Genomic DNA, 14,939 nt, shown 5'->3' on the forward strand with positions numbered 1-14,939 from the left:
ATGACCTATAAGATGTATATTATGAACTTCCAGTCTGCTCACTTTGGAGCAGGTACTCTGGATAGTTCTAAAATGACTTTTGCAGCTAATCGCTTATTTTCTGCCTTAGCTATTGAAGCGAAAAAAATGGGGAAAATGGAGGAATTTGTGTCATTAGCAGGTCAAGATGATTTTGTTTTGACTGATGCCTTTCCTTATCAGTCAAGTCCATTTTTACCTAAGCCTATTGGATTTCCAAAGTTTGATCAGCAAGACTTAACAACGGATGTTAAAGAAGTAAGACGTCAAGCGAAAATGGCAAAGAAACTTCAGTTTATTCCTTTAGATAAATTTGATTCCTATGTAAATGGGACGCTTTTTGAAGATGCAGAACATGCAGTAACAAACATTATCACTAAAAACCAACCTCATGTGGATGGGGCTCTTTATCAAGTTTCTACGGTTAGATTTGCTGATAAGTCTGCTCTCTATGTGATTGCTACCGAATCAGACCTTTTGAATGAACTCATGACAAGTTTGCAGTACGCGGGAATTGGGGGTAAACGTTCTAGCGGCTATGGACGGTTTGATTTAACCATTACAGACATACCTGATGCTCTTAAAAATCGTCTTACTAAGGTCCATCAAGGAACAGTCATGGCCTTAACAACTTCTTTACCCATTGAAAAGGAACTTGAACATGCTATGGAAACAGGTTCCTATTTACTAAGTAAATCAAGTGGTTTTGCCTTTAGTACAGAAACTAATGAAAATTATCGTAAGCAGGATTTATATAAGTTTGCTTCTGGATCTACTTTCTGTGAAACCTTTACAGGACAGATTGTAGATGTAAGGCCTCTTGATTTCCCGCATGAAGTATTAAACTATGCTAAGCCACTATTTTTCAAGATGGAGGGAGAAAGATGAAAACAGAATATAGAACCTTTCAATTCAGCCTCCTAGCTATGGCTCCTATTCATATTGGGAATGGTGAAAAATATACTTCTCGAGAATTTATCTATGAAAATGGGTACTTTTATTTCCCTAATATAGGTAAGTTTTATAATCGCATGGTGGAGAAAGGATACGATCAGAAGTTTGAGCGTTTTTTACAAGAGACAAAGCCAAGCGCTAGAAATAATCGCTTGATTTCCTTCTTGGATGATAACCGGATATCTAATCGTGATTTCGGTGGTTACCGGATTGTTGAGACTGGTTTGGAAATCGAAAAGAATAATCGCGATTCCAAATTAGGTACGATAAATGAAGTGGCAAAATTTATTAGAGACCCTTTTGGGAGTCCGTATATTCCAGGTAGTTCCTTAAAGGGAGCCATTCGGACCATTTTAATGAACACAAATCCTGACTGGAACAATAAGAATGCAGTTGATTTTCGTGGTAGAAGTCCCAAAGAAAACAAGAAGATGATTCCATGGGGTACTAAAAAGGGTCAAGAATTTAATGATTTGTTTAATGCTATTCGTGTTAGTGATAGTGCTCCATTTAACAATGAGCAGATTATTCTAGTTCAAAAATGGGATTATTCAGCCAAGTCCTTAACTGCCAAGTCTCTTCCTTTATACAGGGAAGCAATCGCGCCCTTAACTAAAATCAATTTCACTATTACTACAACTACTAAGGAAGCTGGAATCCTAATGGAAGAATTAGGACAGAGAGCGCAAGCCTTCTACAAAGAATATAAAGACTTTTTCTTATCAGATTTTCCTGAAAATAAAATTCAGCCAAATCTTCAATATCCTATCTATTTGGGAGCGGGAAGTGGAGCCTGGACAAAAACCTTATTTCAACAAGCAGATGGAATCTTACAAAAACGGTATAGTCGAATGAAGACCAAGATGGTTAGTAAGGGAGTGTTGAAACTTACAAAAGCACCAAGGAAATCTGTTAAAACAACACAAGCAACTCGTAAACTGATAATAAATGATGAATCCTTCTATGAGATGGGCAAGGCAAACTTTATGATTAAGGAGTTTACTAAATGACAATTTTAATTTCAGCAGTAGGTAATACGGATCCTATCAGTAAGAACAGAGACTCAGCGTTAATGCACATAGTTCGAAAATATAAACCAGAAAGAATCGTCTTACTCTACAGTGAGGAAATGTTAGTTAAAAAAACTCTTATTGAGAGAGCCCTTTTTTCATTTAAAGACTATAAACCTGATGTGAAAATTCATGAGCAAATATTAAGGAATGATGAGGTTTATTTGTATGATAAAATGTATGAGGTCATAGGAAAAATTATAAAAGAGTATTCTAAATTAGGAGAGGAATTAATTCTAAATCTATCTTCCGGCACTCCTCAGATAAAATCAGCTCTATTCGCTATAAACCGAATTGATGACTATAATACGCAGGCAATTCAAGTTACCACTCCTAGTAATTCATCTAACAATCCCCAAAAAATACTCTCCAAGGAAGAGGAAGATAATCTGTTTAAAAATAATGAAGATAATCAGGATAATTATGACAATAGATGTATCATGGATGTAGCGGAGAAGTTCAATCATTCTTTAATTAAACGTCATTTAAGAAGTTTGATAGAGTCATATGATTATTTAGCAGTTGAAAAGATTGTTATCCGGAGAGATTCGAAGGGGCTACTTTCAAATAAGCAATTAGCTCGTTTAAGAATCATTCTAACTGACTTAGTAAATGTTTTTAAAAAACAAGAAGTTCTTTCAGAAATTCAGAAATATTCACTTTCAGATGTTGAAAAAAAAGCTCTTAATTATTTTTTGATGATTGAGATTCTAAACAAACGAGATCAAGTAGCGGATGTTTTGATAAAGTCAAAATCATTAGTCGAATTTATATTAGAAGATAGAATAAAAAGGAATCATCCGAATCTAATAACATATAAAAATAAGTTACCTAAGCTAAACAAAGAACATCAAGATTTTGAAAAAGTTATCGGTTATTTAGATAGTGATTATAAAAAATCACAGAATGAAAATGAGGGCAAAAAAGAAGACTTTTCTCCTACAACAACTCTAAATCTAATTATATACACTAAAATTTTAGAGTATTACAAATATAGTCCTGAATTAATTAAGTCACTTAGAGTTATCATTTCTTTAAACAATGAGAGAAATAAGGTGGCACATGGCTTGTCAGAAATTGATAGTAAACTAGTCAATTCTAAGAAATTGCAACAGACAATAGATACCTTGCGTTTTATTTTACAAGATACATTTGAGATTGATGAAAGCTATTTCTCTTGTTATCAAACACTCAATAATGAAATGCTTGACTTACTTCGTCAATAATATACTTATTAATAAATCTATTTTGCTGAAGATACATATAATGAGATTGCAAGTGCTTGTTTTCCCAGTTGACGAACTCCTCCAAAAACGATATAATAATAAAGTTGAGAATTGATTTTCAGTTGCCTTAGTCCAGAGAATTGGCGGTGCTGCGAGCCATCTAAGCTAGGAAGTCATGCTACTCAATCAGACAATTGCATAAGAATAAGAGAATGACAAGTTCATTGAATGAAGGTGGTACCGCGGTTTTTCGCCCTTCGTGATGTGAGCTTGTCTTTTGATTTTTGGAGGTGTTTATGAAGACATTTCTCGTGAAACAAAAGTTTCGTCTCGGAGGCGAACGCTTTGATATCAAGGATGATAGAGGAGTAGTGAACTATCAGGTGGAGGGATCATTTTTCCAAATTCCTAAGACCTTTACCATCTATGACGCCTATGGTGAGCAAGTCAGTGAAATCAGCAAAGAATTTTTCACCTTGCTTCCTCGCTTCAACATTCAGCTACGGGACGGGTCAAATTTCGTCATTCGTAAGAAGTTGACCTTCTTTCGAGATAAGTATGAGTTTGATCATCTAGGACTTCGTATCGAGGGCAATATCTGGGATTTGAATTTCAAATTGCTAGATGATCGTGATCAGCTTATCGCCGAGATTAGGAAAGAAATTTTCCATTTGACCTCAACTTATGCTGTAACTGTTCTCGAAGACTCTTATGCAGATTTAGTCATTTCCCTCTGTGTCGCAATTGACTATGTGGAGATGCTGGAAAGCCAATCAAATTAAACAAGTGAAATAAGGAGACAATATGAAACAACTATCTAGTGCACAAGTACGCCAAATGTGGCTTGACTTCTGGGCAAGTAAAGGACACTCTGTAGAACCATCAGTAAGCTTGGTTCCAGTAAACGACCCAACACTTTTGTGGATCAACTCTGGGGTAGCAACTCTTAAGAAATACTTTGACGGAACCATCATCCCTGAAAATCCACGTATTACCAATGCCCAAAAAGCCATCCGTACTAACGACATCGAAAACGTAGGGAAGACAGCACGTCACCATACCATGTTTGAAATGTTGGGGAACTTCTCTATCGGTGATTACTTCCGTGATGAAGCCATCACTTGGGCTTATGAACTTTTGACAAGCCCAGAATGGTTTGATTTCCCTGCTGAAAAACTTTACATGACTTACTATCCAGATGATAAAGATTCTTACAACCGCTGGATTGAAGTAGGAGTAGACCCAAGTCACTTGATCCCAATCGAGGACAACTTCTGGGAAATCGGTGCGGGACCTTCTGGACCTGATACTGAGATCTTCTTTGACCGTGGGGAAGCTTTTGACCCAGAAAATATTGGTCTTCGTCTGCTTGCAGAAGATATTGAAAACGACCGTTATATCGAAATCTGGAACATTGTTTTATCACAATTTAACGCGGATCCTGCTGTTCCTCGTAGCGAATACAAGGAATTGCCACACAAGAACATTGATACGGGCGCTGGTTTGGAGCGTTTGGTAGCCGTTATCCAAGGGGCTAAGACAAACTTTGAAACAGACCTCTTCATGCCAATTATCCGTGAAGTTGAGAAATTGTCAGGTAAGGTCTACGACCAAGATGGCGATAACATGAGCTTTAAGGTTATCGCTGACCACATCCGTTCTCTTTCATTTGCAATCGGTGATGGTGCCCTTCCAGGAAATGAAGGCCGTGGCTATGTCCTTCGTCGTCTGCTTCGCCGTGCTTCTATGCATGGTCAAAAATTGGGCATCAACGAACCTTTCCTCTACAAACTCGTTCCAACTGTTGGAAAAATCATGGAAAGCTACTATCCAGAAGTGCTTGAAAAACGTGACTTTATCGAGAAAATCGTTAAGAGCGAGGAAGAGTCATTTGCTCGTACCCTTCACTCAGGTCAACACTTTGCAGAAACCATTGTAGCAGACTTGAAAGAAAAAGGTCAATCTGTGATTGCTGGGCAAGATGTCTTCAAACTCTACGACACTTACGGATTCCCAGTTGAGTTGACGGAAGAAATCGCTGAAGAAGCTGGGATGACTGTAGACCGTGAAGATTTTGAAGCAGCCATGAAAGAACAGCAAGAACGTGCGCGTGCGTCAGCTGTCAAAGGCGGCTCAATGGGAATGCAAAATGAAACCCTTCAAAATATCACAGTGGAAAGTGTCTTCAACTACAATGCTAGTCAATTGCATTCTAAGTTGGTGGCTATCGTAGCGGACAATGCTGAAGTTGAAGCTGTTTCAGAAGGAACTGCCTCCCTGTTCTTTGCTGAGACTCCATTCTACGCGGAAATGGGTGGACAGGTGGCTGACCACGGTCAAGTCTTGGACGCTGCTGGAAATGTCGTGGCTACTGTGACAGATGTTCAAAAAGCTCCAAATGGCCAGCCACTTCATACTGTTGAAGTTCTTGCACCGCTTGCTTTGAATGCAGAATATACTTTGGCAATCGATACCGACCGTCGTCTTCGTGTCATGAAGAACCACACGGCGACTCACTTGCTCCATGCAGCTCTTCACAATATCCTTGGTAGCCACGCAACTCAAGCAGGTTCACTTAATGAGGTCGAATTCCTTCGCTTTGACTTTACGCACTTCCAAGCAGTAACTTCTGAAGAATTGCGCGCCATTGAACAACAGGTCAATGAGAAAATCTGGGAAGCAATTGCAGTAGAAACTGTTGAGACAGATATTGACACTGCTAAAGAAATGGGTGCTATGGCCCTCTTTGGTGAGAAATACGGTAAGGAAGTTCGTGTTGTTACGATTGGTGACTACTCAGTGGAACTTTGTGGTGGTACCCACGTTGGCAACACTTCTGAGATTGGTCTCTTCAAGATTGTCAAAGAAGAAGGAATCGGATCAGGAACTCGCCGTATCTTGGCAGTGACTGGTAAGGAAGCCTTTGAAGCCTACCGTGAACAAGAAGACGCTCTGAAAGCAGTCGCAGCAACCTTGAAAGCACCTCAACTCAAAGAAGTACCCCACAAGGTGGAAGGGCTTCAAGAACAACTCCGTCAGCTTCAAAAAGAAAATGCAGAATTGAAGGAAAAAGCAGCAGCAGCAGCCGCAGGCGATGTCTTCAAGGATGTGAAGGAAGTCAACGGACACCGTTACATTGCAAGCCAAGTTTCTGTATCAGATGCAGGTGCCCTTCGCACCTTTGCGGATAACTGGAAACAAAAAGACTACTCTGATGTGCTTGTCCTAGTTGCAGCTATCGGTGACAAAGTCAATGTTCTTGTAGCTAGCAAGACAAAAGATGTGCATGCAGGAAACCTTGTCAAAGAATTGGCTCCAATCGTCGATGGACGTGGTGGTGGTAAACCAGACATGGCCATGGCAGGAGGAAGCAACCAAGCGAAAATCCAAGAACTCTTGGATTCAGTAGCAGGTAAATTTTAAGACAATAAAGATCTATCCATTAGGGTAGGTCTTTTTGTGCATACAAAAAAGCCAAATCTGCTTGGATCTGGCTTGTAACTGATAGGTTTATTTTGTTGCCCAGACACTGACTGAACCCGCTGCTACTGGAAATTCTCCATAACCTTCAGCATTGATTGTAACTTGTGCTGGATGATTTTCAAGGAGATCAACAAAGGTTTGGTCAGCCCATTCTTGACCAACAAACATAGACTTGCTGTTTTCTTGGTCATTTGAGATAAGGACAGCGATTGGAGATTGATGTTCAGCACCTGAACGAACCCATCCGATACAGTTGGCATCGTCAAAGTAGTCTGTTTGCTCTCCATAGGCCTTGTCTTTTCGGATGGCTAGGAGACGATCAAGAACTTCTCTGAAATCTTGTTGAGCAAATTGCCCTGAGATGCCGTAATAGTCTCCGTAAAAGACACATGGAAGCCCATCTTGGCGTAATAGAATAAGGGCATAGGCTGCTGGCTTGAACCATTCTTCAACAGTAGACTCAAGGGCTTGTCCTCGTTGAGTATCGTGGTTGTCAACGAAAGTGACAGCCTTGTCAGGCTTGAGTTCAACCAAGCTATCTGTGAAAATATTACGAAGGTCGTAGCTTGCTCCAGCCTGACTAGCTTCAAAGAGGTTCTGGTGGAGGCGAACATCGACAAGGTCAAAACGTTCCTCTGTTTTCTCGAGATAGTCTAGATTGGCTTCCTTGTCTGGATTCCAAAATTCACCAAAAACATAGAAATCTTGACCGTATTTTTCCTTCATATCACGAATGAAATTTCCCATAAAGAAGGAGTCGATGTGTTTAACGGCATCCAAGCGGAAACCAGCTACACCAGTTGTTTCCATGAACCAGTCAGCCCAGTCATAGATGTTTTGGATGACTTCAGGGTGTTTAAAGTCTAGGTCGGCATACATGAGGTAGTCGTAGTTACCGTTTTCGTTATCGACCAATTCCTCATTTGCCCAGCCTTTATTGTCTCCTTGGATCAGGTAAATACCAGACTTACGGCGTTTGGCATCGTAGTCTGTACCTGTGAAGTGGTACCAGTGCCAGTGGAAGTCATTGTAGGTATCTTGGCGACCATCGAAAGTAAAGTGAGTCCAGCCATTGATAGTAAAGGGTTCGCTTAGTTGAACGGTACGATCCTCAGGGTTCACTTCAATAACCTGAAAGGCTTCCATGTGATCGGCAGCAGCCTTGTGATTGAGCACCACATCGGCCATAGGTTGAATTCCCTGCGTCTTTAGGGCTTGAACGGCTTGAAGATAGTCTTCTTTAAACCCATACTTGGTGCGGACAGTTCCTTTTTGGTGAAACTCGCCTAGGTCAAAAAGATCATAAACACCATAGCCGACATCTTTTTCATTGGTTGCCTTAAAAGCTGGTGGCATCCAGACGTGACTGATACCAAGGTTTGCTAGGTGCTCTGCATCATTTGTCAGTCGATTCCAGTGTTGGCCGTCATGAGGCAGATACCATTCAAAGTATTGCATAAGTGTCTGATTTTGCATTGTTTTTCCTCTTGCTTATCAATGTTGTGTTTTATTCTACCATAAAGTTTAGAACTAGGCAAACGTTTGCGCAAGATTCTATACTCATTTCTGTTTTTGTCTATTTTTAGCGAATAGAATCTCTCTTTCCATCACAAGGGAGAGGATGTTTTGGTGAAAAAGTAAATGGGATAAACTTATTTTAACAAAAATGACACTCAGTAAACTAAAGTACAACTGGTTAAACGGTTTCTTTTTTGAGAATTGTCACAAAATTTGCTATAATAGTAGCTATGAATAGAATTAGGGTCAGCAGACGCGTTGAAAAAAAGCTAGCTAAGGGTCTAGTTCTTTTGGAAGCAAGTGATTTAACAGATATTGAACTGACGGATCAGGCAGTAGAAGTTCTTAGTCAAGACGGGAAGTTTTTAGGGAGCGCCTATCTTTCCCAGCAGAACAAGGGAATCGGCTGGTTCATCAGCAAGGAAAAGGTTCGTTTCAATCAAGCTTTTTTTGAAATCCTGTTTCGTAAGGCCAAGGAAGCTAGAAAGCCTTATTATCAGGATGACTTGACTACTGCCTTTCGCCTTTTTAACCAAGAGGGGGATGGTTTTGGTGGTCTGACTGTTGATCTCTATGGAGATTATGCTGTCTTTTCTTGGTACAACTCCTTTGTTTACCAGATTCGTAAGCTGATCATAAATGCTTTTAAGGAAGTTTTCCCTGAGGTCTTGGGTGCTTATGAGAAGATTCGTTTTAAAGGTCTAGACTACGAGTCTGCCTATGTTTATGGTGAGGAAGCGCCAGATTACTTTACTGTTCTTGAGAATGGCGTGCTCTATCAAGTCTTTATGGATGATGGCTTGATGACAGGGATTTTCCTAGACCAGCATGAGGTTCGTGGGAGTCTGGTTGACGGTCTAGCCATGGGCAAATCCTTGCTCAATATGTTTTCCTATACGGCTGCCTTTTCAGTTGCTGCAGCTATGGGAGGCGCTAGTGAGACGACTTCTGTCGACTTGGCCAAACGGTCCAGAGAGCTGTCAGAAGCTCATTTTCAGGCAAATGGACTCAGCACGGATAATCACCGTTTTATCGTCATGGATGTTTTTGAGTACTTCAAGTATGCCAAGCGAAAAGGCTTGACCTATGATGTGATTGTGCTTGATCCGCCGAGCTTTGCCCGCAATAAAAAACAAACATTCTCTGTAGCTAAGGACTATCACAAGTTGATTTCCCAGAGTCTAGAGATTTTAAATCAGGGAGGCATTATCATTGCTAGTACTAATGCTGCCAATGTTTCCCGCCAGAAATTTACAGAACAAATTGATAAAGGTTTTGCAGGAAGAAGGTATCAGATTTTAAACCAATATGGTCTTCCTGCAGACTTTGCCTATAATAAAAAAGATGAAAGCAGTAATTACCTCAAGGTGATTAGTATGAAGGTTAGTAAATGAAATTAGTCGTCTCAGTAATGCCAAGAAGTTTAGAAGAAGCGCAAGAACTGGATGCCACTAGGTATGAAGATGCCGATATCATCGAGTGGCGTGCGGACTTTCTTGCAAAGGACGCTATTTTACAGGTAGCACCCGCTATCTTTGAGAAATTTGCAGGACGCGAACTTGTCTTTACCCTTCGAACTCGCGCTGAGGGAGGAGAAATCGAACTTTCCTCAGAAGAGTATGTTCAAATTATCAAGGAAGTCGCTCAGCTCTATCAGCCGGATTATGTAGATTTCGAGTATTTCAGCCACAAGGATGTTTTTGAGGAGATGTTGGATTTTCCAAATCTGGTCTTGAGTTATCACAATTTCCAAGAAACACCTGAAAACATGATGGAAATCTTGTCTGAATTGACCAGCTTGACTCCAAAAGTAGTGAAGGTATCGGTAATGGCAAATACAGCTCAGGATGTTTTAGACCTGATGAATTATACGCGAGGTTTCAAGACACTCAATCCTGAGCAAGAGTACGTGACCATTTCCATGGGGAAAATTGGTAAGGTTTCGCGTATCACTTCAGATGTGACAGGTTCCAGCTGGTCTTTTGCTAGTATGGATGCGGCCAGTGCACCGGGTCAGATTTCTCTATCAAGTATGAAAAAAATCAGGGAGATTTTGGATGAAGCTTGATGGCTATACACGTTTAGCTGCAGTTGTTGCCAATCCCATCAAACACTCTATTTCACCCTTTATCCACAATAGGGCCTTTGAGGCGACAGCTATTAATGGTGCCTATGTAGCTTGGGAGATTGAAGCGGGTGATTTGGCAGAAACAGTTGCCAATATTCGCCGTTACCAGATGTTTGGGATTAACCTGTCTATGCCTTACAAGGAGCAAGTGATTCCTTATCTGGATGAGTTGAGCGATGAGGCTCGTTTGATTGGGGCGGTCAACACAGTTGTTAATCAAGACGGAACGTTAATTGGATATAATACAGATGGCAAGGGATTTTTTAAGAGCTTGCCTTCTTTTACAATTTCGGATAAGAAAATGACCATTCTGGGCGCAGGTGGTGCGGCCAAATCAATCTTGTCACAAGCCGTTTTGGACGGCGTCAGTCAGATTTCTGTCTTTGTGCGTTCAGCTTCCATGGAAAAAACAAGACCTTATCTGGACAAGTTACAGGAGCAAACAGGCTTTAAAGTGGACTTGTATGCTTTAGAAGATGCTTCTGAACTGCAAGCAAGGATTGCTGAGTCGGACCTGCTCGTCAATGCGACCAGTGTAGGGATGGATGGGCAGTCGTCCCCAGTTCCAGAAAGCATCAATTTACCAGAAACTCTCTTGGTCGCAGATATCATTTACCAACCCTTTGACACGCCATTTTTGAAATGGGCTAAAAGTCAGGGCAATCCAGCCGTCAATGGCCTGGGGATGTTGCTCTATCAAGCTGCTGAAGCTTTTCAATTGTGGACAGGTAAAGAAATGCCGACAGAAGAGATTTGGCAGTCCTTAACAGAAAAATATAAATAGTGAAAAGGAGACCCTACTATGAAAATCAGAATCGATATTCCACGTCATCCTTATGATATTCAGATTGAAAAAGGTTGTCTAGCTCAGGCTGGTCAATGGTTGCGAGAACTCTGGCAACCTCAAAAAGTGGTTATCGTAACCGACAACCATGTAGCTTCTCTTTATGCAGAGAAGGTCAAGCTCAGCCTAGAAGATGCTGGTTTTCAGGTAGCTGTTTTTGACTTTTTAGAAGGTGAAGAAAGAAAAAATTTAACTACTGTTCAGAAAGTCTATGAATTTCTAGTTAAGCAAGGTCTGACTCGTAGCGATGGGATTGTTGCTCTTGGTGGTGGTGTCGTTGGGGACCTGGCTGGTTTTGTGGCCTCTACCTATATGCGGGGCATTCACTTTGTTCAGATTCCGACTAGTTTGACAGCCCAGGTTGATTCTTCTATCGGTGGAAAGACAGGTGTTAATACTCCTTTTGCTAAGAATATGGTAGGGACTTTTGCCCAACCAGATGGGGTTCTGATTGATCCGCTTGTCCTAGAAACGCTTGGAAAAAGAGAGCTGATTGAAGGAATGGGTGAGGTTATCAAGTATGGCTTGATTGAGGATCCGAAACTATGGGCTCTCTTGACGGAGCTAGATGGTTCTGTAGAGAGCATTTTGGAACATGCAGAGACTTTGATTGAACATTCTTGCCAAGTTAAGCGCAAGATGGTAGTTGAGGATGAGTTGGACAACGGTGTTCGTCTTTACCTCAATTTTGGCCACACTATTGGCCATGCCATTGAAGCGACTGCAGGTTATGGAAAAGTCATGCATGGAGAAGCCGTTGCAATGGGAATGGTGCAGATTTCCAAGGTTGCTGAGGGGAAAGGCCTCATGCCAGAAGGAATGACCCAGTCCATCACAGAAATGTGTCTGAAATTTGGACTTCCTGTGGAGTATGAAAATTGGGATGTTGAAAAGCTTTATCAGGCTTTGACTCATGATAAGAAAGCGCGTGGCAACACCTTGAAATTGGTCTTGGTGCCGGATCTTGGGTCAGCGACCATTCACCCTGTTTCCCTAGAAGAGATGAAAGACTACTTGGTAAAATAAGGAGAGCCTATGAGATATTTAACTGCAGGAGAATCACACGGACCCCGTCTGACAGCTATCATTGAAGGAATTCCAGCGGGCCTTCCTTTAACAGTAGAGGACATCAATGAGGATCTGAAACGCCGTCAGGGTGGCTACGGTCGTGGTGGTCGTATGAAGATTGAGAGTGACCAGGTTGTCTTTACATCGGGCGTTCGCCACGGGAAGACGACAGGAGCTCCCATTACCATGGATGTTATCAATAAGGACCACCAGAAATGGCTGGATATCATGTCTGCGGAGGGCATTGAAGACCGCCTCAAAAGCAAGCGGAAAATCACTCATCCTCGTCCAGGTCACGCCGACTTGGTAGGGGGAATCAAGTACCGTTTTGATGACTTGCGAAATTCTTTGGAGCGTTCATCAGCTCGTGAAACAACTATGCGGGTGGCAGTCGGGGCAGTAGCTAAACGTCTCTTAGCCGAGCTGGATATAGAGATTGCCAACCATGTCGTGGTCTTTGGTGGCAAGGAAATCGATGTACCTGAAATTCTGACAGTTGCGGAGATTAAGGAACGAGCTGCCCAGTCTGAAGTTTCTATTGTCAACCAAGACCGTGAACAAGAAATCAAGGACTATATTGACCAAATCAAACGTGACGGCGATACCATCGGTGGGGTTGTCGAAACGGTCGTTGGAGGTGTTCCAGTCGGCCTCGGTTCCTATGTTCAATGGGACAGAAAATTGGATGCGCGATTGGCCCAAGCAGTTGTCTCTATCAATGCCTTTAAAGGGGTGGAATTTGGTCTTGGATTTGAAGCTGGTTACCGAAAAGGCAGCCAGGTTATGGATGAAATTCTCTGGTCTAAAGAAGACGGTTATACTCGCCGCACCAATAATCTAGGTGGTTTCGAAGGTGGTATGACAAATGGGCAACCTATCGTTGTTCGTGGAGTCATGAAACCCATTCCCACTCTTTACAAACCACTTATGAGTGTGGATATCGAAACCCACGAACCTTACAAGGCAACTGTGGAGAGAAGTGATCCGACCGCCCTTCCAGCAGCTGGTGTAGTTATGGAAGCCGTTGTAGCAACGGTTCTGGCGCAAGAAATCCTTGAAAAATTCTCATCAGATAATCTTGAAGAATTAAAAGAGGCAGTTGCCAAACACCGAGACTATACAAAGAACTATTAAGGAGTCCTTATGGCAAAAACCATCTATATCGCAGGTCTCGGTTTGATTGGTGCTTCGATGGCACTCGGTATCAAGCGCGATCATCCTGATTATGAAATTTTAGGTTATAATCGCAGTCAGGCTTCGAGAGATATTGCCTTGGAGCGAGGAATGATAGACCGTGCGACGGATGATTTTGCCAGTTTCGCTCCTCTAGCAGATGTCATCATCTTGACCTTGCCAATCAAACAGACCATTGCTTTTATTAAAGAGCTGGCAGATTTAGACTTGAAAGAAGGCGTCATTATCTCGGATGCAGGCTCAACCAAGTCAGCCATTGTAGATGTGGCGGAGCAGTATTTGGTTGACAAGCCTGTTCGCTTTGTCGGGGCCCATCCCATGGCTGGTAGCCACAAGACAGGGGCTGCCTCTGCGGATGTTAATCTCTTTGAAAATGCCTACTATATCTTCACACCTTCGAGCCTGACAAGTCCTGACACACTTGAGGAAATGAAGGATCTGCTTTCAGGCCTTCATGCTCGTTTTATCGAGATTGATGCCAAGGAGCATGATCGGGTGACTTCTCAGATTAGTCATTTTCCTCATATTCTGGCTTCCAGCCTTATGGAGCAGACAGCAGTTTATGCTCAAGAACATGAGATGGCAAGACGCTTTGCGGCGGGTGGTTTTCGAGATATGACTCGCATTGCGGAAAGCGAGCCAGGTATGTGGACTTCTATTCTCTTGTCCAATCGTGAGACTATTCTAGATCGAATTGCGGATTTCAAGGATCGCCTAGATGAGGTTGGACAAGCCATCAGCAAGGGAGATGAAGAGCAAATTTGGAATTTTTTCAATCAGGCGCGTGCGCAACGTCAGGCTATGGAAATCCATAAGCGTGGTGGTGTGGATAGCTCTTACGACCTCTATGTCGACGTTCCCGATGAAGAAGATGTCATCTTGCGTATTTTGGAATTGCTACGTGGAACTTCCTTGGTCAACATTCACATCAACGAAGAAAACCGTGAGGATGTTCACGGGATTCTACAAATTTCATTTAAAAATGCTCAAGATTTGGAACGAGCGGAGCGCTTAATTACAGAAAATACAGACTACACAGTCGTCATCAAATAAGGAGAAAATCATGTCAAATATTTACGATAGTGCAAACGAACTCAGTCGCGGTCTACGCGAATTACCAGAATACAAGGCGGTTAAGTCAGCCAAAGATGCTATCCAAGCTGATGAACAAGCTAGCAAGATTTTTGCAGACTACCTCGCCTTCCAGCAAGAAATCCAAGTCATGGCGCAAACGGGACAAATGCCAGATGCCTCTTTCCAAGAAAAGATGCAGTCTTTCAGCAAGCAAATCCAAGAGAACGCTCTTTTGTCAGATTTCTTTGCCAAACAGCAACAGTTATCTATTTACCTTTCAGACATTGAAAAAATTGTCTTTGAACCTGTTTCAGAATTATTGAAATAGTATTTTATCTGTATAAAAGCCAGAAATTTCAGGA

The 14,939-nt window shown here is 41.8% G+C and carries 13 protein-coding genes; 12 read left to right on the forward strand and 1 reads right to left on the reverse strand.

From position 1 onward, the window contains the following. The 5 genes from csm4 to alaS all read left to right on the forward strand — a co-directional run bounded on the left by csm4 (nt 1) and on the right by alaS (nt 6,691). Nucleotides 1–906, forward strand: a complete 906-nt coding sequence (gene csm4, locus E2R31_RS08330; RefSeq protein ID WP_132973929.1) for a type III-A CRISPR-associated RAMP protein Csm4 — start codon at nt 1–3, stop codon at nt 904–906. Continuing rightward, a complete protein-coding gene (gene csm5 / locus E2R31_RS08335; RefSeq protein ID WP_132973930.1) occupies nt 903–1,982 on the forward strand; it encodes a type III-A CRISPR-associated RAMP protein Csm5 in 1,080 nt (359 codons plus the stop codon). Before csm4 ends, csm5 begins: the two co-directional genes overlap by 4 nt. Then, nucleotides 1,979–3,268, forward strand: coding sequence for a type III-A CRISPR-associated CARF protein Csm6 (gene csm6, locus E2R31_RS08340; RefSeq protein ID WP_165941808.1), 1,290 nt, complete (start codon nt 1,979–1,981; stop codon nt 3,266–3,268). Before csm5 ends, csm6 begins: the two co-directional genes overlap by 4 nt. A 296-nt stretch (nt 3,269–3,564) precedes the next feature. Then, on the forward strand, nt 3,565–4,050 hold the full coding sequence (locus E2R31_RS08345; protein ID WP_132973931.1) for an LURP-one-related/scramblase family protein: 486 nt from the start codon (nt 3,565–3,567) through the stop codon (nt 4,048–4,050). 22 nt (nt 4,051–4,072) lie between these two features. Then, nucleotides 4,073–6,691: an alanine--tRNA ligase gene (alaS, locus tag E2R31_RS08350; protein WP_132973932.1), complete on the forward strand. Its 2,619-nt coding sequence runs from the start codon at nt 4,073–4,075 to the stop codon at nt 6,689–6,691. A gap of 87 nt (nt 6,692–6,778) precedes the next feature. Here the strand turns inward: alaS and E2R31_RS08355 are convergent, their stop codons facing one another. After that, a complete protein-coding gene (locus tag E2R31_RS08355) occupies nt 6,779–8,227 on the reverse strand; it encodes an alpha-amylase (protein WP_132973934.1) in 1,449 nt (482 codons plus the stop codon). A gap of 272 nt (nt 8,228–8,499) precedes the next feature. On the opposite strand from E2R31_RS08355, the gene E2R31_RS08360 reads away from it, so the two are divergent. The 7 genes from E2R31_RS08360 to E2R31_RS08390 are packed head-to-tail and all read left to right on the forward strand — an operon-like array spanning nt 8,500 to nt 14,905. Further along, nucleotides 8,500–9,663 (forward strand): class I SAM-dependent rRNA methyltransferase, encoded by a 1,164-nt coding sequence (locus tag E2R31_RS08360; RefSeq protein WP_165941809.1) that lies wholly within the window; start codon nt 8,500–8,502, stop codon nt 9,661–9,663. Continuing rightward, nucleotides 9,660–10,337, forward strand: coding sequence for a type I 3-dehydroquinate dehydratase (gene aroD, locus E2R31_RS08365; protein WP_084948828.1), 678 nt, complete (start codon nt 9,660–9,662; stop codon nt 10,335–10,337). Before E2R31_RS08360 ends, aroD begins: the two co-directional genes overlap by 4 nt. Continuing rightward, a complete protein-coding gene (locus E2R31_RS08370; protein ID WP_084948827.1) occupies nt 10,327–11,181 on the forward strand; it encodes a shikimate dehydrogenase in 855 nt (284 codons plus the stop codon). Before aroD ends, E2R31_RS08370 begins: the two co-directional genes overlap by 11 nt. A gap of 18 nt (nt 11,182–11,199) precedes the next feature. Continuing rightward, a complete protein-coding gene (gene aroB / locus E2R31_RS08375; RefSeq protein ID WP_132973936.1) occupies nt 11,200–12,267 on the forward strand; it encodes a 3-dehydroquinate synthase in 1,068 nt (355 codons plus the stop codon). Between the two features lie 9 nt (nt 12,268–12,276). Beyond that, nucleotides 12,277–13,443: a chorismate synthase gene (aroC, locus tag E2R31_RS08380; RefSeq protein WP_132973938.1), complete on the forward strand. Its 1,167-nt coding sequence runs from the start codon at nt 12,277–12,279 to the stop codon at nt 13,441–13,443. A 9-nt stretch (nt 13,444–13,452) separates the two neighbouring features. Beyond that, a complete protein-coding gene (locus E2R31_RS08385; RefSeq protein ID WP_084948823.1) occupies nt 13,453–14,556 on the forward strand; it encodes a prephenate dehydrogenase in 1,104 nt (367 codons plus the stop codon). A gap of 10 nt (nt 14,557–14,566) precedes the next feature. Continuing rightward, nucleotides 14,567–14,905 (forward strand): YlbF/YmcA family competence regulator, encoded by a 339-nt coding sequence (locus E2R31_RS08390; protein WP_084948822.1) that lies wholly within the window; start codon nt 14,567–14,569, stop codon nt 14,903–14,905. The last annotated feature ends 34 nt before the right edge of the window (nt 14,906–14,939 follow it).

The organism is Streptococcus downii (assembly GCF_004353325.1).
Taxonomy (GTDB): Bacteria; Bacillota; Bacilli; order Lactobacillales; family Streptococcaceae; genus Streptococcus; species Streptococcus downii.